This is a genomic window from Gilliamella sp. CG13 (assembly GCF_046635805.1).
Classification (GTDB): Bacteria; Pseudomonadota; Gammaproteobacteria; order Enterobacterales; family Orbaceae; genus Gilliamella; species Gilliamella apicola_I.
In genome coordinates this window covers 38,839-59,470 of the sequence record NZ_JBIDFM010000004.1, presented here as the reverse complement: position 1 = coordinate 59,470, position 20,632 = coordinate 38,839, and the positions used below count along the sequence as shown (strand labels likewise).

Here is a 20,632-nt window from a genome sequence, read left to right as displayed (position 1 = left end):
GAGTCTATGAACAATACAAAAATGATTGGAATTAGTGGCTATAGTGGCAGTGGTAAAACGACCCTTCTCAAGAAAATAATTCCTTTATTGGTCGAACAGGGTTTTCGCATTGGCTCGTTAAAGCATGCGCATCATAATATTGAACTAGATATTCCCGGAAAAGATAGTTATGAACTGCGAAAAGCCGGTTCTTTACAAACCATTATTGCTTGTGATAACCGCTATGCATTTATTGAAGAGACCCCAAACAATCCTGTCGATTTATCGACACTGATTAACCAATTTAGCCATGTCGATATCGTTTTGGTTGAAGGATTTAAAGAAGAGAAAATACCTAAAATTATTTGTCATCGGCATACAAATCAACCTCAGCTGTATATTGACGAATATACCTTAGCCATCGCCAGTGATGAGCCATTAGAGAGTCAGCTACCTGTATTTGATATCAATCAAGCCGATCCAATCGTTGAGTTTATAAAAGGATATTTATCATTGCCAAAACAGCATAAATAAAAAATAAAGGGTGTATTAACCTATCTTTTTAAGCAAACCGAAACAAAAAAGGGAAATACTTCATTTCCCTTTTATTTCAGCATAATCGCTTATTTATTTCGCAACAATCACCATTGCCGGACGAATTAAACGACCATTTAAGGTATAACCTTTTTGAATGGTATTGACGATTTGACCTGATTGATGATCTGGCGATTCAACCATGCTAATCGCTTGGTGAACATCAGGATTTAATTGTGAATCTACTGTGTTAATCACTTCAATCCCAAACTTTTTGACGGTATCTAAAAATGATTTTAAGGTAAGCTCTAATCCTTCAACAGTTGCTTGATGTTCAGGATTATTTTTATCGGTAGATTCTAGAGCTCGCTCTAAATTATCGATAACTGGCAACAGTTCATTCGAAAATTTTTCTAACGCAAATTTTCGTGCTTTATCAACGTCTTGTTCAACACGTTTACGAACGTTATCAATCTCAGCACGGGCACGAATCATCGCCTCACTCTCATTTTTTTTCGCAATTTGTAATGCCTGTTCTAATTCAGCAATACGTGCATTTTTCGCTTTTAATTGCTCCTCGTAATTCGGTTCAGCTGGCGCTTCTGATTCTTTTGGTTCTTCTACCGCTACATCAATGTTAGGTTCATTTTCTGACATGTTCTTGTCTTGCTCTGTCATAAGGTACTCCAAATATAGTCGAAAACTTAGTGAATTAAGGTTATTATGGGGACGATTTTTGTTATTGCAAGGTTATCTCTATAGGTTAATATATATTTTTTTATTTTTAATTAAAAAAATCAATGATACTTAAATAAAAAAATGACAAGGATATTTTATGGGTGCACCATTTAAATGTATTGGTTTAGTTGGCATTCCACGCAAATTAGACGCTATCGAAACCCACAGAGTGCTTTATGATTGGTTAATCAAATTAGGTATTCGTGTTTTAGTTGAAGACCGATTAGCGGAATTTATTAAATTTCCAGCCAATGTCTATGCCAATTTGGATACGATTGGAGAACAAGCTGATCTGGCCATTGTTGTTGGTGGCGATGGCAATATGTTGCGTTCGGCTCGCTATTTATCACACTATAAAATTAGAGTAATCGGCGTGAATCGGGGTAATTTGGGCTTTTTAACCGACATTTCGCATGAGCAAGTCGTGGAACAGTTAAGTCCAGTCATTGCCGGAGAATATGACGATGACCCTCGCTTTTTACTCGAAGTTTCAATTTATAATAATGGCAATCTCATCAATTCCGGTTTTGCTGTTAATGAAATTGTCGTTACGCCCAACACGGTTGCGCATATGATTGATTACGATGTGTATATCAATGAACGCAATGCATTCTCACAGCGTGCGGATGGTTTAATTATTGCAACCCCAACCGGCTCTACCGCCTACTCCTTGTCTGCTGGTGGACCAATTTTAGCGCCTCACTTAGATGCACTCATTATTACACCAATGTTTCCACACTCATTGGCGGTAAGGCCATTAGTCATCAAAAGTGATAACCCTATCCATCTTAAGTTTCCAACCACTGCATTAGATTTGAATATTGCTTGCGATAGCCAAATTATTTTACCGGTCAAACCAAGCTATGATGTTATTATTCGCCGTTCTGGATATGAATTTAATTTAATTCATTCTAGAGATTATGATTATTTTAATAACCTTTCCAGTAAATTGGGTTGGTCACAAAAAATGTATTAAATCATTTAGCTAACCAATTTTAGACAGAAAATCATTATCGATCATGGCTCGCAGGGAATCATTTTAACCTGCGAGCATACCAAGAAGGTAAAAATGCTGTTATTTTAAATCAGTAGGGAATCACATAAGCCAACACATAAACAGTCAGGGATGAAAAAATCGCTGCAATCACATCATCCACCATAATACCAAAACCACCGGGCACACGCTTATCAAACCAACGAATAGGCCAAGGTTTTGCCATATCAAATACTCGAAAAGCAACAAAAGCAATCGCAATCCATAGTAGTGAATATTGTGGGATAAAAAATAGCGTTATCCACATACCAACAAATTCATCCCAAACGATATGCCCTGAGTCATGTGTATGTGTATCATCTGATGTCTTTTGACAAAGAAAACAGCCAAACATAAATGTCACAAAAATAAAGATCCAATATAAAATCGGTTGTAACTCGTTAAATAACAACCACAGCGGAATCGCCATTAATGACCCCATTGTGCCAGGCATAATTGGGGATAAGCCACTTCCTAATCCCACCGCTAAAAAATGGATCGGATTAGTAAGTTTCAAGTGTTTTTTAAAATCTTTATTACGTGCTTGTTTTGTCATGTTTGCTTTTAAATTTGATAAAATGATGCCGACTTAACGTCGGCAAACATAGCAAAATGCTGATAGTTAATTAGCATTTTTATTGATGAGTATTATATTATTCGTCTTTGGTTAACGTTGCAACCATTACGGCTTTAATGGTATGTAAACGATTTTCTGCTTCATCAAAAACAATACTGTGTCGAGATTCAAATACATCGTTAGTCACTTCTAAACCATCTGTTAAACCATATTGCGCTGCCATTTGCTTGCCGACGGTGGTATTCATATCGTGAAAAGCGGGCAAACAGTGCATAAATTTCACATCGGGATTATGAGTAAGATTAATCACATTTTGATTAATTTGATAAGGCGCTAACAGTTTGACCCTTTCATCCCAAACGTCTTTAGGTTCTCCCATGGAAACCCACACATCGGTATAGAGAAAATCAACGCCGTTAACGCCATCAGCAACATCTTCTGTTAAAAGGATTTTAGCACCTGTCGTTTTTGCTATATCTTGGCACTGTTTGACCAGTTCCAATTCGGGTTGGCACGCTTTAGGCGCCACTAAACGAATCTCCATACCCATTAAAGCTGCGCCTTCCATTAACGAATTCCCCATATTATTACGCGCATCACCTAGATAGGCGAATTTGACACTGCTTAATGCCCGATTGCCGATATGTTCTTTCATGGTCATAAAGTCAGCTAAAATCTGTGTAGGGTGTGCCTCGGTGGTTAATCCATTCCACACAGGGACACCGGCATACTTCGCTAAGGTTTCGACAATATCTTGTCCATAACCTCGATACTCAATACCGTCATACATCCGACCTAATACACGGGCAGTATCTGCAATAGATTCTTTATGACCTATTTGGCTCCCACTTGGACCTAAATAGGTCACTTGGGCACCCTGATCAAATGCGCCCACTTCAAAAGCACAACGCGTACGGGTTGAGTCTTTTTCGAAAATTAAGGCAATATTTTTACCCACCAGATGTTTTTTTTCAGTGCCTTGTTGCTTAGCGTGCTTTAATTGAATAGAAAGATCGATTAATTGATTAATTTCGCTTGGGGTGAAATCGAGTAAACGTAAAAAGTGGCGCTGATAAAAACCGTGCATGACGAGCTCCTAATCGAGATTATTATTCTCGCCATTCTATTTGAATAATTATTCACTTTCAAGCTAAACATAGTAATATCTTTGATAATTTATGTGATTCGTTACAAGTCTCAAAAATGAGACATTATTATTCAATTAATTTTAATAATATTGCTTTTTTTGTATAAAAAAGTGTAATAAAATGGCTAAATATTATCTTCTCAAGATTAATAGAAATGAATTTTTATTCATATATAATGATTTTTTATTCTTAAAGGTCTTTTTAATCATGCAAACTTATGCCCTCCTTATATTACAAGACGGTTCACAATTTATCGGTACATCTATCGGCGCTGAAGGTCAAACTGTTGGCGAAGTTGTTTTTAATACCTCAATGACTGGCTATCAAGAAATATTGACCGATCCCTCTTACTGTGAACAATTAGTTACTTTAACTTATCCACATATTGGTAATGTGGGCACTAATGATGCAGATGCTGAATCAAATCAAGTTTACGCAAAAGGACTTATTATTCGTGATTTGCCACTATTAGCCAGTAATTATCGCTGTGAAAAAGATCTCTCCAATTATCTAAAACAACACAATGTTGTTGCTATTGCCGATATTGATACCCGCCGTTTAACCCGTATTTTACGTGAAAAAGGCGCACAACATGGCGTTATTGTAACGGGCAAAGATAAACAGACTTTACTCGAGAATGCAGAAGCAACCAAACAAATAGCTCTCAATTTTAAAGGATTAACCGGACTTGATTTAGCTAAAGAAGTAACGTGTGCTAAAAGTTATTGTTGGACGCAAGGCATTTGGACAAGACAAAATGAGCATCCAACACCAAAACCTGAAAGTGCTTTACCCTATCATGTTGTTGCCTATGATTTTGGTGTTAAACAAACTATTTTACGTATGTTAGTTGAACGGGGTTGCAAATTAACCATTGTGCCGGCTAAAACGAGTGCCGAACAAGTTTTAGCATTACATCCTGATGGTATCTTTTTATCTAATGGGCCTGGTGATCCAGCACCGTGTACGTATGCCATAGATGCCATTAAGCAGTTTTTAACCACTAATATTCCGATATTTGGCATCTGTCTTGGACATCAGCTGTTAGCGCTGGCATGTGGTGCGAAAACCAAAAAAATGAAATTTGGTCACCATGGTGGAAATCATCCGGTTAAAGATCTTGAGCATGATCGTGTCATGATTACCGCGCAAAATCATGGGTTTGCCGTTGATGAACACAGTTTACCGGCTCACTTACGTGTTACGCATCAATCCCTATTCGACGGCTCATTGCAAGGTATTCATCATAATCAAAAACCTGCTTTTAGTTTTCAAGGACATCCCGAAGCCAGTCCTGGGCCACATGATGCCGCCCCGCTTTTTGATCACTTTATAGAATTAATTAAATTTTACCAGCAGGAGCAATAACATGGCTAAGCGAACTGACATCAACACTATTTTAATTATTGGCGCAGGCCCGATTGTTATTGGTCAAGCATGTGAATTTGATTATTCAGGCGCACAAGCCTGCAAAGCACTACGTGAAGAAGGCTATCGGGTTATTTTAGTGAATTCTAATCCTGCCACCATTATGACCGATCCTGAACTGGCAGATGCAACCTACGTTGAACCTATTCATTGGACAACGGTGAGCAAAATTATCGAACAAGAAAGACCCAATGCGATTTTACCCACAATGGGAGGACAAACTGCCCTTAACTGCGCTCTGGAACTTGAAAAACGTGGTATTTTAAAACAATTTAATGTTGAGATGATCGGTGCCACTGCTGACGCCATTGATAAAGCCGAAGATCGCAAACGTTTTGATCAAGCCATGAAAAAAATTGGTCTTGATACGGCTCGTTCGGGTATTGCCCATTCACTGACAGAAGCTTACGCTGTACTCGAACAAGTGGGCTTTCCTTGCATTATTCGCCCTTCATTTACAATGGGTGGTACCGGTGGTGGAATTGCTTATAATACTCAAGAATTTGATGAAATTTGTACTCGAGGATTAGATTTATCACCAACGAAAGAACTACTGATTGATGAGTCATTGATCGGTTGGAAAGAGTACGAAATGGAAGTTGTGCGAGATAAAAATGATAACTGCATCATTGTCTGTTCAATTGAAAATGTTGACCCTATGGGCATTCATACCGGCGATTCTATTACTGTTGCCCCTGCTCAAACCTTGACAGATAAAGAGTATCAAATCATGCGTAATGCCTCGATAGCGGTACTTCGTGAAATTGGGGTAGAAACAGGCGGATCAAATGTTCAATTTTCGGTCGATCCCAAAAATGGACGCTTGATTGTCATTGAAATGAATCCACGGGTATCACGCTCATCCGCATTAGCGTCAAAAGCAACTGGTTTTCCTATCGCTAAAATTGCCGCCAAACTGGCAGTCGGTTATACTCTTGATGAACTCGCCAATGATATTACAGGCGGTAGAACACCGGCATCATTTGAGCCTTCGATCGACTATGTCGTCACTAAGATTCCACGTTTTAACTTTGAAAAATTTGCCGGTTGTAATGATCGCTTAACCACACAAATGAAATCAGTAGGTGAAGTCATGGCGATTGGGCGCACGTTTCAAGAATCATTACAAAAAGCGCTACGAGGACTTGAAGTCGGTGCGTGTGGTTTTGATCCGAAAATTGACAATTATGATGATGAAAAAAACCTCAACAAAATACGTTATGAACTACAAGAAGCTGGGGCTGAACGAATTTGGTATATTGCGGATGCTTTTCGAGCCGGTTTCAGCTTAGATGACGTCTTCACATTAACCAATATAGATCGCTGGTTTTTAGTGCAGATTGAAGAACTTATCAGCCTTGAAAACCAACTAAAATCGCAATCATTTGCTAGCCTTAATTCAGAATCATTATGGCAACTTAAGCGTAAAGGTTTTTCAGATTTACGAATCGCTAAACTGCTGAATGTTAAAGAGCAAGACGTTCGTGATCGACGAAAGCAATACCATATTCATCCGGTTTATAAACGGGTTGATACTTGTGCAGCAGAATTCTCAACCGATACGGCTTATCTTTACTCAACCTATGAACAAGAGTGTGAAGCCAAACCACAATTCATTCGCCCTAAGATTATGATATTAGGCGGTGGACCGAATCGGATTGGGCAAGGTATTGAATTTGATTACTGTTGCGTGCATGCAGCGCTGGCATTACGTGAAGATGGTTACGAAACCATTATGGTTAACTGTAATCCTGAAACGGTATCAACTGATTATGATATATCAGATCGACTCTATTTCGAGCCTGTTACATTGGAAGATGTGCTAGAAATTGCCTACGTTGAAAAGCCAAACGGTGTAATCGTCCAATACGGTGGACAAACACCACTTAAATTGGCTCGAGCACTGGAAGCAGCAGGATTACCAATTATTGGTACTTCACCTGATGCAATCGATCAGGCTGAAGATCGTCAACGCTTTCAAGCCATTGTTGAAAAACTAAATTTGAAACAACCGGTTAATGCTACTGTAACTGACATTGAAGAAGCCGTCATTAAAGCCGAACAGATTGGCTATCCATTAGTGGTCAGACCCTCTTACGTGCTTGGCGGTCGGGCAATGGAGATTGTTTATAATGAATCCGATTTAAGGCGATATTTTAAAACCGCTATCAGCGAATCTAACAATGCGCCTGTATTGCTTGATCACTTTCTAGATGACGCAATTGAAGTTGATATTGATGTGATTGCCGACGGCGAACAAATTATGATCGGCGGCATTATGGAGCACATTGAGCAAGCCGGTATTCACTCAGGCGATTCCGCTTGTTCATTACCCACTTATACATTAAGTCCAGAAATTTTAGACAAATTGCGCAAGCAAGCTAAACAATTAGCGTTAGAACTTAATGTTAAAGGTTTGATGAATGGGCAATTTGCCGTCAAAGATAATCAAATTTATTTGATTGAAATCAACCCTCGAGCTGCTCGCACCGTGCCATTCGTGTCGAAAGCAACAGGACTGCCACTTGCCAAAATTGCCGCTAGGGTCATGACAGGTCAAACACTTGCTAAACAAAATATGACCAGTGAGTTTATTCCACCTTATTACTCAGTAAAAGAAGTGGTTTTACCATTTAATAAATTTAGTGGTGTTGACCCTATTTTAGGGCCAGAAATGCGTTCAACCGGTGAAGTAATGGGAATCGGTAAAACCTTTGCCGAAGCTTTTGCTAAAGCACAATTAGGTAGTTTATCGAATATGAAAAAATCGGGGAAAGCGCTCTTATCAGTTCGTGATCAAGACAAAACTCGCTTGTTAGCGATCGCTAAACGACTCATTGCGCATGGGTTTAGTATTGACGCCACTTTTGGCACCGCTAAGGCATTACAACAAGCTGGCATACCATGCCAAATGGTCAAAAAAGAAAACGAAGGACGCCCGAATATTCATGACCATATTAAAAATGGCGAATATAGCTATATTCTTAATACTACATCTGGGCGAGCAGCCATTGAAGCATCGAAAATTCTGCGTCGTAGTGCAATACAGTACAAAGTTCACTATGATACAACAATGAATGCCGCTTATGCTACAACGGTTGCATTAGACTGCGATCCAGCACAATATGTTGTATCATTGCAAACACTTTACGCATAAATATTGGGTAAAAAGTAAGCCTATAAAATAAATAGTGACTGACATATGTGCTGAGAACAAGAAACCTTAATACTATTAAAATATAGTATTAAGGATATTTTTAAATGGTAGCGTTAATTTAATCTTTCCACATAAACATGAACCATGATATTGATTAGACATTTTTTCCTTTCTTGCTTGAATAAATAACAATTACTCTAATATGAAATAAATAGCAGCCTAGCTTTTAATCAAAAAACAAAGTGATTTTTATCTAAAAAATTTAAGAAAAGGCGTACATTTTAGTAAAGAAAGTGTCTATTTATAGATAATGTGTTCAAAAATGGGGCAGTTACGCCAAAAAGGTATTGCTTTATTATTTTATTACTATAATATTGCTCACCTCTTTGACGCGGGGTGGAGCAGCTTGGTAGCTCGTCGGGCTCATAACCCGAAGGTCGTTGGTTCAAATCCAGCCCCCGCAACCAACTCTTCAATATTTCAGCTTTTTCTATTAGTTACACATTATGCCGATTTAGGTACTGCAAGTAACGTTGATACTGCCTCACTGATTCTTCTGGCAATATAGCTATTATTCATCGTATACAAATGGATACCATCGACATCTTGTGAAACAAGATCAACAATCTGATCAATAGCATAAGCAATCCCTGCATCACGGAATGCATCAGGATGATGTTCATATTTTTCCATCATCTGTTTAAACTTCTTCGGAAGATTAACCCCACACATCGATACCATGCGCTCAATTTGGTTTTTATTGGTCACCGGCATAATACCTGCTTCTATCGGTACGTTAATTCCCATATCATGTGCTTTATCTAAAAAAGTATAAAAATAGTCATTATCAAAAAAGAGCTGTGATATAAGTTGATCCGTTCCGGCATTGACCTTTTCTTTTAAATGTATCAAATCTTGTTTTAGAGTTGAAGTTTCAAGATGCCCTTCTGGATAACAAGCACCTATTACATTAAAATCCCCATTTTCTTTAATATATGAGACCAATTCACTGGCATAACGAAAATCATCTTTAGGCGCAATATTAGGATTAATATCGCCTCGTAAGGCAAGCACATTATCAATACCAGCACATTTAAGATCATGAAGAATTTTTTGCATTTCTGCTTTATCAAAACTAATACCGGGTAAATGGGCAACACTCTCAATACCATAAGTGTGTTTGACCGAGTGGGCAATATCAATAGTGGTTTGGCCATTCAAACTGCCACCAGCCCCATAAGTTACACTGATAAAATCAGGCTTAAAATAGCCAAGTTCGCGTAATGTGCTATAGATAGTCTCTAAAGGCGACGTTTTTTTAGGTGGAAACACTTCAAAAGAGAACACCGTTTTTTTATTAAAAAGTAAATTTGTTTTCATTTGTTTCATCCATTCGTGTGCCAACGATTGTCCTTACTGACATTTCCGCCGCTCAAAATCGGCAGCGGAATAATAAGGCTTAACAACGTTATTTAGCGTTAAAAAAGCTTATCAATTGAGTGTTTTTCGAACTTCTAATGTTGCTTGAACTAAATGTTCTAAGCTTTCAACAACTTCTTTTTCGCCACGCGTTTTTAAACCACAATCTGGATTAATCCATAATTTTTGCTTTTCAATTTTAGCCAGTAACTTCTCAATCGTGGCTTTAATTTCGGCAACCGGTGGGACACGAGGTGAATGGATATCATAAACACCTGGCCCAACTTCTGTTTTAAAGTGATTAGCTTTAAGTACGTCAATCAATTGCAGATTTGAACGAGAAGCTTCAAACGAAATCACATCAGCATCCATTGCATCAATATCTTTGATGATGTCAGCAAATTCGCTGTAACACATATGCGTATGAATTTGTGTATCAGCTTGTACTTTGCTGTGAACTAATCTAAATGCTGGAATAGCCCAATCTAAATATTCACTATTCCAATCCGCTTTACGTAGTGGTAATTTCTCTTTTAGCGCCGCCTCATCAATTTGGATAACTTTAATACCCGCCGCTTCAAGATCTAACACTTCATCACTGATTGCTAAACCAATTTGGAAGACCGATTCTTTTTGTGAAATATCTTCCCGAGGGAACGACCAGTTAAGGATCGTGACTGGGCCAGTTAACATGCCTTTAACAGGTTTATCAGTGAGGCTTTGAGCGTATTGTGAATACTCAACAGTAATGGGTTTAGAGCGTGAAATATCACCCCAAACAATAGGTGGTTTAACACAACGAGTACCGTATGATTGCACCCAAGCTTTTTCAGTAAAGACAAAACCATTTAAGCTTTCGCCAAAATACTCGACCATATCATTACGTTCAAATTCACCATGAACTAACACATCAATACCAATCTTTTCTTGGAGCTTAATGCATTCTGCAATTTTTTGCTTATTAAACTCGGTATATTCATTCAAACAAATTTCACCTTTTTTGAATTTTGCTCGATTTAAACGTACATCAGGTGTTTGCGGGAATGAACCAATCGTTGTTGTAGGTAATAATGGCAAATTAAAGGCTTTTTTCTGTGCTGCTTCACGGACTGAAAACGCTGGCAAACGGGTAAAATCGGATTCTTTTAATGCAGCGACTTTCTGACGTACTGCTTGATTGGCGCCTTCTCGTTCACGCGTAAATAACGTTTGATTAGCTTTAAACGCTGCATGATTTTCAGGTTGAGACTCGTTAACTAAAAGCCCCAGTTCAGCAAGTTCTTGAAGTTTTTCTTGGGCAAAAGCAAAATAAGCACGTTGTTGAATCGTTAACTTTGTTTCATTTTGCAATGTGTAAGGCACATGGAGTAAAGAACATGACGTATTAATCACCACTTTACCCGCTTTTTGTTTAATTTTAGTCACTAATGCCAATGTTTTTTGATAATTATTTTTCCAAATATTTTTACCATTAACCACACCAGCAAATAACACTTTATCAGACGGGAATCCATGATTTTCAAGTAATGCTAATGATTGTTTGCCTTCAACAAAATCCAGTCCAATACCATCAAATGGTAGCGCCACCAATTCTTTGTAGCAATCACGAACATCACCAAAATAGGTTTGTAACACTACTTTAGTTGTCCCTTTAACCGATAAGATCGCCTGATAAAGTTCAGTAAATAAAGCAATATCATCTTTATTTAAATCAGTCACCAAAATTGGTTCATCAATTTGAATCCACTGTGCGCCAAGTGTCGTAAATTTTTGAATGATGTCTTGATAAGCTTTAATAATATCAGCTTTAAAATCAACCAGTTTTTTATTTCCTAAATACTGTGCAAGTTTGAAAAATGTTAACGCACCAATAACAACCGGTTTAGTTTGTATACCAAGTGCTTTCGCTTCTTGATATTCATCAAAAGGCTTTGTGCCAGCTAATTTAATCTGTACTGAATCTTCAATTTCAGGTACTAAGTAGTGATAGTTGGTGTTAAACCACTTTTTCATTGCCAATGCACGAACATCACCTTTTTCACCTTGATAACCCCGAGCCATTGCAAAATAACGATCCAATTCCGGTAAACTTAAATCTTGGTAACGTTTTGGAATAACATTGAGTAAACAAGCGGTATCTAATACTGCATCATAAAACGAAAAATCATTTGAGGAGATAAAAGCAATGTTATGTGATGCTTGTTGTTGCAAATGCTCAGCACGTAATGCTTTAGCGTCATTTAATAATTCAGTCTGGCTTTTATTGCCTTTAAAATAAGCTTCGGTAGCAAATTTAAGTTCACGAAGTTTACCAACACGAGGATATCCAATTACAGCAGTATTCATTTTTGTTTTCCTTTCATCACATTTCTTAAGTAACAAAAAAGATAACAAAAAAAACTGTTATTGAATAATTCTAGTTTTTTATTGATTGATATAGTTTTTTTCTATATCTAAACATCAAAAAAATCCCTCTAACGTTATATTGTCAGAAGGATTTTAGTTAATTTTTTAGAAAAATGGACTATTTACGCCATTCACCACGAATAGGTCTTGAAAAATAAGCAAGTACGGCAATCATACAAATTTCAATCGACACACCCCAGTAGATATGTCCTAAAAATTCACTCCAAAGTTCATAACCATTTAAATTCCATAACCAACCTACTGTACCCTCTGGATCATAAGCAGGATGACGGAAACCAAGTAGTGGAATTAAAAAGCCATGCATGGTAACGGTAATGATAATGCCGTAGAATGCACCATACCATAATCGGATTTTATTCCAAAAGTAGGCAATAAACACATAGACAAAAGCAAATGCAAAACTAAATAGCCAGTGATAAAGTGTCACTGCACCTGAAACGATAGCCGTTTGATAAGCATAATCAAGCGAGTGAGAATTAATACCTAACCAACCAAGCCATGCATCAATATGTGCTGCAGGAGGAGAAACTTCACCGGGTACACGTGGAGGCATGTTGACTTCTGAGCCCCATTTAACTAACGCACTAATGAATCCACCAATCAGAGTTGTCCAAATAATAATTTGACGATTTGTTTTATTTCCAAACATGTTAAATGTCCTTAATTATTGTTAAAATTTTCCAAATTATATTGCATAATAATTTAGGTTGAAAGAGGGTATAATAAGATTAATTCACAAGAAAATCTATTATAATAATTGGTAAAACTTGATCTAAAACTCATTTTACAAAGAAAAATATTCAATTTTTTCATATTTCATCGTAAATTCACGGGATTTTCGTTATTTAACTTTTATAAAAAACAAATGACAGTGGATATTCAAATCATCAATAAACACGAGTTTTCTCACAAAACACCATTAAACTGTATTTATTTACAGTATTTTTGTTGCTATACTGCTCATATTATCACTAGCCTTACTGATTAATTTTTTATGATAACTCAACTTACTATCAATAATTTTGCTATCGTCGATCACCTGTTAGTTGACTTTACAACCGGGATGACTGCTATAACCGGTGAAACCGGAGCAGGGAAATCGATCGCGATCGATGCTTTAGGGCTCTGTTTAGGCAATCGTTCCGATGCTTCATCTATCCGTTTAGGTGCTGAACGTGTCGATATTTCAGCCTGCTTTGTGCTTGATGACACACCAGCCGCCTTTTCTTGGCTAACCGAAAATCAACTAGACGAAGGTAATGAATGTATATTACGACGAGTTATCAATCAAGATGGACGTTCAAAAGCCTTTATTAATGGTCGTGCTGTGCCCATATCCCAACTCAAAGATTTAGGACAAATGTTAATCCAAATTCATGGACAACATGAACCCCAACGTCTTTTACGAGGTGAATATCAGCAGTTATTACTCAATCATTATATGAATGAGCCATCACTGCTCAATCAAATGCAGCAAGCTTATAAGCAATGGAAAGTAGCACGCCAGACTTATGAACAGTATCAAGCATCACGACAAGAACGTGAAGCACATGTTCAGTTATTACAATATCAACTTAAAGAGCTAAATGAATTTTCACCTATTGAAGGGGAATACCAACAAATTGATGAAGAATACAAACGTTTATCGAATAGTGAACAGTTAATTCAGCTTAGCCAACAATCGGTGATGCTTTTAGATGAAGCTGATGAATACAATGTCAGTAATCTACTTGGTAGTGTTAAAAACAGTGTGCAGGAGTTATCCGAACTCGATCCAAATTTAAGTAACGTGTTTAACATGCTGGAAGAAGCCACTATCCAGATCAAAGAAGCCAGTTATGAACTGCGCCATTACAGCGAAAGTTTAGAGCTTGATCCAGCGCGTGTCATGCAACTTGAACAACGGCTATCAAAGCAAATAGCGCTTGCCCGTAAACACCATGTTGCACCAGAGGCACTTCCTGAATTGCATCAGAATTTGCTTACCGAATTCAAACAGATTAATCAACAAGATGAACAAAGTGAACAACTAAAGGCAGATATTACCAAATATCATCAATTTGCACTTGAACTTGCCCAAAAATTACATCAAAAACGCTTAACGAGCAGTAAAGCACTCGCCAAAAAAGTTACGGCTATTATGCATGAATTATCTATGCCTAATGGACAATTTAGCATTGATATAACCTTTGATGAAACGCGTTTAAATGAAGACGGCGCCGACCAAGTTACTTTTTTAGTTACGACCAATGTCGGACAGCATGCCTTGCCCCTTGCCAAAGTGGCATCTGGCGGTGAATTATCACGTATTGCGCTAGCAATACAGGTTTTGACAGCTCAAAAAATGGATACACCGGCACTGATATTTGATGAAATCGATGTGGGCATTAGCGGCCCTACTGCTTCTAAAGTTGGGCAATTATTAAGACAGCTTGGACAATCTACCCAAGTTATTACCGTTACCCACTTACCACAAGTTGCGGGACAAGCTAATCAACACTACTTTGTCAGTAAGCAAACTAACAGCAAACAGACATCAACTGATATGCAAAAATTAGACAATAATGGACGTTTAAATGAATTAGCCCGACTTTTAGGCGGAGATAAAATTACTGATGCAACATTAGCCAATGCGAAAGAGTTACTTATTATCTAAATGAATTGTGGTAATATAGTGATTTTGATTTGAAGGTGAAGGAAACTTGATCATGAATCTTTCTGGTAAACATATTTTATTAGGAATTACAGGAGGCATAGCTGCTTATAAATGCCCAGATCTTGTTCGCCATTTAAAAAAAGCGGGAGCGGACGTAAGAGTAATCGTCACTGACTCGGCTAGCCATTTTGTCACAACAATGACGTTACAAGCCGTTTCAGGTAATCCTGTTTCAACTGATTTATTTGATCCTTCTGCTGAACTCTCTATGAGCCATATTGAACTGGCAAAATGGGCGGATTTAGTATTAATCGCCCCTGCAACAGCGAATATTATTGCTAAAATAGCCAATGGCATTGCCGATGACCTGTTATCAACGGTTTGTTTAGCAACATCAGCAAATATTGCGTTAGCACCAGCCATGAATCAACAGATGTATAAAGCAGCAGCAACCCAACATAATCTATCTGTACTAAGTAACCGAAATACATTCATTTTAGGCCCTGACGATGGTTTTCAAGCTTGCGGTGATTACGGCCCAGGACGAATGGTTGAACCTCAAGCAATTGTCGATCAAATTGAACGTTGTTTTTCAACTTCATCTGCATTATCAGGCATATCGCTAACCATCACGGCTGGCCCAACGATTGAAGAGTTAGATCCTGTTCGATATATTAGTAATTATAGTTCAGGAAAGATGGGATTTGCTATTGCTAAAGTTGCCGCTGATATGGGTGCAAAGGTAACCCTAATAAGTGGTCCGGTAAATTTAGATACGCCCAAAAATGTGAATCGAATTGATGTAAAAAGTGCAAATGAGATGTATAACGAAGCGTTAAAATTTGCTAAACAATCATCTATTTTTATTGGGTGTGCCGCCGTTGCCGACTATCGAGCTGAAACTATCGCCGAAAATAAAATTAAAAAGACAGATAATAGTAATGAATTATTGATTAAGTTAGTCAAAAATCCTGACATTATTGCGCATATTGCAGCGTTAAAAGAACAGCGCCCTTTTGTGGTTGGTTTTGCGGCTGAAACCGAAAATGTTAAAAATTATGCCTTAAAAAAATTAACAGCTAAAAACCTAGATTTGATTTGCGCTAATGATGTTTCTGATAAAAAAATTGGCTTTAATTCTGAGCAAAATGCATTAACACTTTATTGGCAAAATGGTGAACAAACATTACCATTAAGTAGTAAACAACAATTAGCAACACAGTTACTTGAAGTTGTTATAACACGATATAAAGCGAGTCATGATGAAAAGAAAAATTGATATTAAAATATTAGATAAACGTTTAGGTAATGATTTTCCGCTTCCAACCTATGCAACCGAAGGATCGGCTGGCATTGATCTACGAGCAATGTTTGATAAAACAACCGAGATAAAACCCGGTGAAACCATTTTAACGCCAACAGGTTTATCCATGCATATTGCAGATCCGACTTTAGCGGCATTAGTTTTACCTCGATCAGGGTTAGGATCTAAAAATGGGATTGTACTTGGTAATTTAGTGGGTCTCATTGATTCAGATTACCAAGGTCAGTTATTTGTACCGGTATGGAACCGTAGTCAAACTCCATTTGTGATTGAAGCAGGTGATCGCATTGCCCAGTTAATTATTGTTCCTGTCATACAAGCAGAATTTAATATTGTTGATGAATTTACAGCGTCAGCACGCGGCGAAGGTGGATTTGGGCATTCGGGTAAAAAATGATTGTGAGCAGCAAAAATAAAAATAGGAAAGAAGATATACTGCAAGCTTTAGCCACCATGCTTGAATCTAATGAAGGTACCCAACGCATTACTACAGCAAAGTTAGCAGCAAGTGTTGGTGTATCAGAAGCTGCACTTTATCGACATTTTCCGAGTAAAACTAAAATGTTTGAAAGTTTAATTGTCTACATTGAAGATATTTTACTTTCTCGCATTAATGTCATTATGCAAGATGAGCTAAATACCTTTGTCCGTTTACAGTTAATTCTTGCATTAATATTGGGTTTTTCTGAAAAAAATCCCGGATTAACCAGAATTATGACTGGGCATGCCTTAATGTTTGAACAAGAGCAACTTCAAGAACGTATTAGTCAGCTATTTGAACGAATTGAAACTCAAATTAAGCAAGTATTACGTGAACGAAAAATTCGTGAAGGCGTTGCATTTACCACCGATGAGCGAATTTTATCCAGCCAATTATTAGCATTTTGTGAAGGGATGATGGTTCGCTATTCTCGTTCCGGCTTTAAATATTTACCAACCACCAATTTTGATACACGTTGGGCATTATTAGCGAAACAATTAATTTAAACATATAAAATAATCTTTAACTAACTGCTCTATAATCTTTATTGAGGATAATATATGGATTTTGAAAATATTTTAAAGCAGATAGTCTCACTTATTGATAAATATGACGGCGTAGTAATTGGTTATATTCTTCATTTCTGCTTTGCTATTATCATTTTTATCATTGGTCGAATTATTGCCAAGTTCATTAGCCGTCAGCTAAAACGCATATTAACCATTCGCCAAGTTGATCCTACCGTTGTAAAATTTGTTAGTGCTTTATCTTATTACGCCATTATCATAATGACATTAGTTGCCGTATTAGGGCAATTAGGTGTACAAACTGCATCAATTGTTGCTGTCATTGGTGCTGCCGGTTTAGCGGTCGGTTTAGCATTACAAGGTTCATTATCGAATTTCGCTGCCGGAGTAATTTTGATCATTTTCCGTCCGTTTAAAGTCGGCGAGACAGTGGTGATTAACAATCAAAGAGGAGTAATTGATTCAATTCAAATTTTCTCAACCTCAATTGTCACACCGACTAATGAAGTGGTTGTCATCCCGAATGGGCAAGTGGTAAGTGCCAATATTATTAATTATAGTCGTCTACCTGAAAGACGTTTAGATCTAGTGATTAATGTTGGTTATAACTCCGATATCCAGAAAGTTTATCAGGTACTTAATCAAGCGGTTAATCAAACCAGCAATATATTAACCACTAAAAAACCAATTATTCGTTTAGATGTACTTGATGCATCATCAATGAATTTTAATGTTTTAGTTTGGACATTAAACGAAAATTATGGCGCTTTAAAAGCAGAGTTACTCGAAAATATTAAAAACGCATTAACTGAGAATAATATTAATATTCCTTATCCAACAATGGATGTCAATGTCACCACCAACCACTAATGAGTGAGTTGTTTTCTTTTACTTCCGTCGATCAACGTCGACGGAAATTGAAACAACCTCTTTTTCATATAAAATATCTTGATTCATATTTAAGGCTGGTTTGTCACAATCAGGGCATCCAACCACTTTCGCTGGCACACCGGCAACCGTTGTATGCTCAGGAACAGGCTCTAACACGACCGAACCAGCACCAATTTTTGCCCCTTTTCCGATTTCAATATTGCCTAATATCGTAGAGTGAGCCCCAATCATTACCCCTTCACGAATTTTAGGATGCCGATCACCGTTTTCTTTACCTGTACCACCTAAGGTCACAGATTGCAAAATCGATACATCATTTTCAATAACGACCGTTTCACCAATTACAATACCGGTTGCATGGTCAAACATTACACCACAGCCAATTTGGGCTGCTGGATGAATATCAACACCAAAAACAATGGCGATTTGACTTTGTAAAAAAATAGCCAGCGACTTACGATCTTGTTTCCAAAGCCAATGGGCAATTCGATAAGCCTGTAACGATAAAAAGCCTTTGTAATAAAGTAACGGGGTCGAATAGTAGTTTGTTGCTGGATCGCGTACATAAACCGCTAAGATATCTGTCACAGCTGATTGAATAATCGTGGTATCTGCCTCATAAGCTTGCCTTGCAATTTCACGAATTTCAATTGCCGGCATTACTTGGGTAACAAGTTTATTCGCTAAAATATAACTTAATGCACTACCCAAGTTTTTATGATTGAGTAAAGTTGCATGGAAATAACTCGCTAACATTGGCTCACTTTCAACTAATTGAGAAGCTTCTTGCCGAATGGTATGCCACAACATATCTGCTTCAACCACTTTTTTCGTAATGTTCACAATGACGACCTATAAATATTAATCACAATAATCAACATTGTTTCGCAAACTTATCAAGTAAGCAAGTGTTGTATTTTATTATCATCATTTAAATAGCAAAATGGAAACAATCTGTTTCCATATTTTTGACGATTTTTACGATGATAATGAAGATTCTAGCTTAGCTTTTTTTTCATCACACAAGGTAAATATAGCAATGACCAAAATCAATAGAACAATACCGGCAAGGGCATAAAATGTGGTTGAATATCCGGTAGTATCAAATAGTTTTCCGACTAACCATGAAAGCACAATAACCCCAATATTTGATGAGATATTAAAGCCAACTAAATATAATGTCGAAGACAATCTTTCATCAAAATTCGCAACAACATATTTAAACACGGCTAAAATAAATAACGGGGTTTCAATAGCATGAAAAAGTTTCACTAATGAAATTAAATATACATTATCTAATGTTGCTGATAATGCAATTCGGCAAATCATCACTAACGCCGCCACTAATAACGCTCTTTTAGCGCCAATTTTATAAATAATGTATGGAGCTAAAATCATACAGATAGCTTCTAAAAAAACTTGGAAAGAGTTCAAATAACCATATACTTTGTAACCCCATTCTTGTTGAGTAAAAAAAGTGGTATAGAAATTAGGAAATAATTGCTGATCGTAAATGGTATAAAAACTATTGGTTCCAATAATAAAGAAAACAAATAACCAAAACTTTTTCATGCCAAATAAGGACACTATTTCACTCATCGTTGGAATAGTTGATGTTTTTTCAACAACAAGATTTTTATCATTTCCCGATGAGGACTCCGAATAATGTTTAGGTTTAAATAGGATATTAATGGTAAAAAAGATTGCGGCAACAGCCGATGCCATCCAAAAGTTAATATGCGGGTTTATACCAAATAAAATACCGGCAACAAAGGTTGCTGCGGCATAACCAAATGATCCCCAAAAACGAGCAGGACCAAATTCAAAACCAAATAATCGACTTATTCGCTCAATAAAAGAATCAACTAAAGCACATCCAGAGATAAACCCAGCGCTTAATACCGGCGCACCAATGCAAGCACCAAGAATAAAATCGTGTTTTAATAAGGGTTCATAGACATAAATCATAAATGGACCAATCAGCAACATCATAATACTTTGAAACGTAATAACTGCTTTACCGATTTGTAATTTATCTTGAATAATGCCATAAAAGATCATAAAAAACATAGCGGCGGCAGAGTTGGCTGCGTAAACAATTCCTAACTGCTCGCCCGATAATCCAATTGTACTTTTAAGCCATATGGCGTAAAAAGACCACCAAAGAGACCATGCTGCATAAAAGGTTATAAGATAACCTGATGAGAACCAATAATTTTTATTTTCTACCGTTTCTATCGTTTTCATATTTTAGTACTCTTATATTATGGAAGTTTAACGTTAACATGTTAATGTTAACATTATTGTCATAAA

The 20,632-nt window shown here is 37.1% G+C and carries 17 protein-coding genes and 1 tRNA gene; 10 read left to right on the top strand and 8 right to left on the bottom strand.

Features of this window, described 5'->3' with window-relative positions; all coding sequences use genetic code 11:
- The first annotated feature begins 6 nt into the window (after positions 1-6).
- Positions 7-513, top strand: coding sequence for a molybdopterin-guanine dinucleotide biosynthesis protein B (gene mobB, locus ACGH6R_RS07120; RefSeq protein WP_411599269.1), 507 nt, complete (start codon positions 7-9; stop codon positions 511-513).
- A gap of 93 nt (positions 514-606) precedes the next feature.
- Here the strand turns inward: mobB and grpE are convergent, their stop codons facing one another.
- The gene (gene grpE, locus ACGH6R_RS07115; RefSeq protein ID WP_267350211.1) at positions 607-1,191 is read right to left on the bottom strand and encodes a nucleotide exchange factor GrpE; all 585 of its coding nucleotides are present in this window, start codon (positions 1,189-1,191) and stop codon (positions 607-609) included.
- Between the two features lie 157 nt (positions 1,192-1,348).
- Here grpE and nadK point away from each other — a divergent pair, with 157 nt between their 5' ends.
- Positions 1,349-2,227, top strand: coding sequence for an NAD(+) kinase (nadK, locus tag ACGH6R_RS07110; protein ID WP_411599268.1), 879 nt, complete (start codon positions 1,349-1,351; stop codon positions 2,225-2,227).
- Between the two features lie 109 nt (positions 2,228-2,336).
- On the opposite strand, the gene ACGH6R_RS07105 is transcribed toward nadK, so the two are convergent.
- A complete protein-coding gene (locus ACGH6R_RS07105; RefSeq protein WP_267358989.1) occupies positions 2,337-2,840 on the bottom strand; it encodes a phosphatidylglycerophosphatase A in 504 nt (167 codons plus the stop codon).
- Positions 2,841-2,937: 97 nt separating this feature from the next.
- On the bottom strand, positions 2,938-3,948 hold the full coding sequence (argF, locus tag ACGH6R_RS07100) for an ornithine carbamoyltransferase (RefSeq protein WP_411599267.1): 1,011 nt from the start codon (positions 3,946-3,948) through the stop codon (positions 2,938-2,940).
- Positions 3,949-4,216: 268 nt separating this feature from the next.
- On the opposite strand from argF, the gene carA reads away from it, so the two are divergent.
- The 3 genes from carA (at position 4,217) to ACGH6R_RS07085 (ending at position 9,061) form a co-directional block, all read left to right on the top strand.
- Positions 4,217-5,377, top strand: a complete 1,161-nt coding sequence (gene carA, locus ACGH6R_RS07095) for a glutamine-hydrolyzing carbamoyl-phosphate synthase small subunit (RefSeq protein ID WP_411599266.1) — start codon at positions 4,217-4,219, stop codon at positions 5,375-5,377.
- A gap of 1 nt (position 5,378) precedes the next feature.
- Positions 5,379-8,594 carry a carbamoyl-phosphate synthase large subunit gene (carB, locus tag ACGH6R_RS07090; RefSeq protein WP_411599265.1) on the top strand — a complete coding sequence of 1,072 codons (3,216 nt, stop codon included), beginning with the start codon at positions 5,379-5,381 and terminating at the stop codon, positions 8,592-8,594.
- A 390-nt stretch (positions 8,595-8,984) separates the two neighbouring features.
- Positions 8,985-9,061 (top strand) — tRNA-Met (locus tag ACGH6R_RS07085).
- A gap of 37 nt (positions 9,062-9,098) precedes the next feature.
- Here the strand turns inward: ACGH6R_RS07085 and metF are convergent.
- The 3 genes from metF to ACGH6R_RS07070 all read right to left on the bottom strand — a co-directional run bounded on the left by metF (position 9,099) and on the right by ACGH6R_RS07070 (position 13,089).
- Positions 9,099-9,974 (bottom strand): methylenetetrahydrofolate reductase [NAD(P)H], encoded by an 876-nt coding sequence (metF, locus tag ACGH6R_RS07080; protein ID WP_220216253.1) that lies wholly within the window; start codon positions 9,972-9,974, stop codon positions 9,099-9,101.
- Positions 9,975-10,085: 111 nt separating this feature from the next.
- The gene (gene metE, locus ACGH6R_RS07075; RefSeq protein ID WP_220216252.1) at positions 10,086-12,359 is read right to left on the bottom strand and encodes a 5-methyltetrahydropteroyltriglutamate--homocysteine S-methyltransferase; all 2,274 of its coding nucleotides are present in this window, start codon (positions 12,357-12,359) and stop codon (positions 10,086-10,088) included.
- Between the two features lie 178 nt (positions 12,360-12,537).
- Positions 12,538-13,089 (bottom strand): YagU family protein, encoded by a 552-nt coding sequence (locus ACGH6R_RS07070; protein ID WP_065558486.1) that lies wholly within the window; start codon positions 13,087-13,089, stop codon positions 12,538-12,540.
- Between the two features lie 345 nt (positions 13,090-13,434).
- On the opposite strand from ACGH6R_RS07070, the gene recN reads away from it, so the two are divergent.
- From recN to ACGH6R_RS07045, 5 genes are read left to right on the top strand one after another with little or no spacing between them, the layout of a single operon-like run.
- On the top strand, positions 13,435-15,096 hold the full coding sequence (gene recN, locus ACGH6R_RS07065; RefSeq protein WP_411599264.1) for a DNA repair protein RecN: 1,662 nt from the start codon (positions 13,435-13,437) through the stop codon (positions 15,094-15,096).
- A 49-nt stretch (positions 15,097-15,145) separates the two neighbouring features.
- Positions 15,146-16,375, top strand: a complete 1,230-nt coding sequence (gene coaBC / locus ACGH6R_RS07060; protein ID WP_411589696.1) for a bifunctional phosphopantothenoylcysteine decarboxylase/phosphopantothenate--cysteine ligase CoaBC — start codon at positions 15,146-15,148, stop codon at positions 16,373-16,375.
- Positions 16,359-16,817, top strand: a complete 459-nt coding sequence (dut, locus tag ACGH6R_RS07055; protein ID WP_065558484.1) for a dUTP diphosphatase — start codon at positions 16,359-16,361, stop codon at positions 16,815-16,817. Before coaBC ends, dut begins: the two co-directional genes overlap by 17 nt.
- Positions 16,814-17,407 carry a nucleoid occlusion factor SlmA gene (gene slmA / locus ACGH6R_RS07050; RefSeq protein ID WP_065558483.1) on the top strand — a complete coding sequence of 198 codons (594 nt, stop codon included), beginning with the start codon at positions 16,814-16,816 and terminating at the stop codon, positions 17,405-17,407. The genes dut and slmA overlap by 4 nt, the downstream gene beginning before the upstream one ends.
- Positions 17,408-17,461: 54 nt before the next feature.
- The gene (locus tag ACGH6R_RS07045; protein WP_267350191.1) at positions 17,462-18,298 is read left to right on the top strand and encodes a mechanosensitive ion channel domain-containing protein; all 837 of its coding nucleotides are present in this window, start codon (positions 17,462-17,464) and stop codon (positions 18,296-18,298) included.
- An 18-nt stretch (positions 18,299-18,316) separates the two neighbouring features.
- Here the strand turns inward: ACGH6R_RS07045 and cysE are convergent, their stop codons facing one another.
- Both cysE and ACGH6R_RS07035 read right to left on the bottom strand, forming a co-directional pair.
- The gene (gene cysE / locus ACGH6R_RS07040) at positions 18,317-19,129 is read right to left on the bottom strand and encodes a serine O-acetyltransferase (RefSeq protein WP_411589693.1); all 813 of its coding nucleotides are present in this window, start codon (positions 19,127-19,129) and stop codon (positions 18,317-18,319) included.
- Between the two features lie 168 nt (positions 19,130-19,297).
- A complete protein-coding gene (locus tag ACGH6R_RS07035; RefSeq protein WP_411589529.1) occupies positions 19,298-20,566 on the bottom strand; it encodes an oligosaccharide MFS transporter in 1,269 nt (422 codons plus the stop codon).
- Between the last annotated feature and the right edge of the window lie 66 nt (positions 20,567-20,632).

What these genes read in the sequence shown, in the direction of transcription:
- metF (WP_220216253.1), bottom strand. Translation starts at nt 9,974, where the DNA reads ATGAAAACAAATTTACTTTTTAATAAAAAAACGGTGTTCTCTTTTGAA.
- argF (WP_411599267.1), bottom strand. Translation starts at nt 3,948, where the DNA reads ATGCACGGTTTTTATCAGCGCCACTTTTTACGTTTACTCGATTTCACC.
- carA (WP_411599266.1), top strand. Translation starts at nt 4,217, where the DNA reads ATGCAAACTTATGCCCTCCTTATATTACAAGACGGTTCACAATTTATC.
- ACGH6R_RS07070 (WP_065558486.1), bottom strand. Translation starts at nt 13,089, where the DNA reads ATGTTTGGAAATAAAACAAATCGTCAAATTATTATTTGGACAACTCTG.
- metE (WP_220216252.1), bottom strand. Translation starts at nt 12,359, where the DNA reads ATGAATACTGCTGTAATTGGATATCCTCGTGTTGGTAAACTTCGTGAA.
- ACGH6R_RS07035 (WP_411589529.1), bottom strand. Translation starts at nt 20,566, where the DNA reads ATGAAAACGATAGAAACGGTAGAAAATAAAAATTATTGGTTCTCATCA.
- grpE (WP_267350211.1), bottom strand. Translation starts at nt 1,191, where the DNA reads ATGACAGAGCAAGACAAGAACATGTCAGAAAATGAACCTAACATTGAT.
- nadK (WP_411599268.1), top strand. Translation starts at nt 1,349, where the DNA reads ATGGGTGCACCATTTAAATGTATTGGTTTAGTTGGCATTCCACGCAAA.
- mobB (WP_411599269.1), top strand. Translation starts at nt 7, where the DNA reads ATGAACAATACAAAAATGATTGGAATTAGTGGCTATAGTGGCAGTGGT.
- dut (WP_065558484.1), top strand. Translation starts at nt 16,359, where the DNA reads ATGAAAAGAAAAATTGATATTAAAATATTAGATAAACGTTTAGGTAAT.
- slmA (WP_065558483.1), top strand. Translation starts at nt 16,814, where the DNA reads ATGATTGTGAGCAGCAAAAATAAAAATAGGAAAGAAGATATACTGCAA.
- recN (WP_411599264.1), top strand. Translation starts at nt 13,435, where the DNA reads ATGATAACTCAACTTACTATCAATAATTTTGCTATCGTCGATCACCTG.
- ACGH6R_RS07105 (WP_267358989.1), bottom strand. Translation starts at nt 2,840, where the DNA reads ATGACAAAACAAGCACGTAATAAAGATTTTAAAAAACACTTGAAACTT.
- ACGH6R_RS07045 (WP_267350191.1), top strand. Translation starts at nt 17,462, where the DNA reads ATGGATTTTGAAAATATTTTAAAGCAGATAGTCTCACTTATTGATAAA.
- carB (WP_411599265.1), top strand. Translation starts at nt 5,379, where the DNA reads ATGGCTAAGCGAACTGACATCAACACTATTTTAATTATTGGCGCAGGC.
- cysE (WP_411589693.1), bottom strand. Translation starts at nt 19,129, where the DNA reads ATGTTGTGGCATACCATTCGGCAAGAAGCTTCTCAATTAGTTGAAAGT.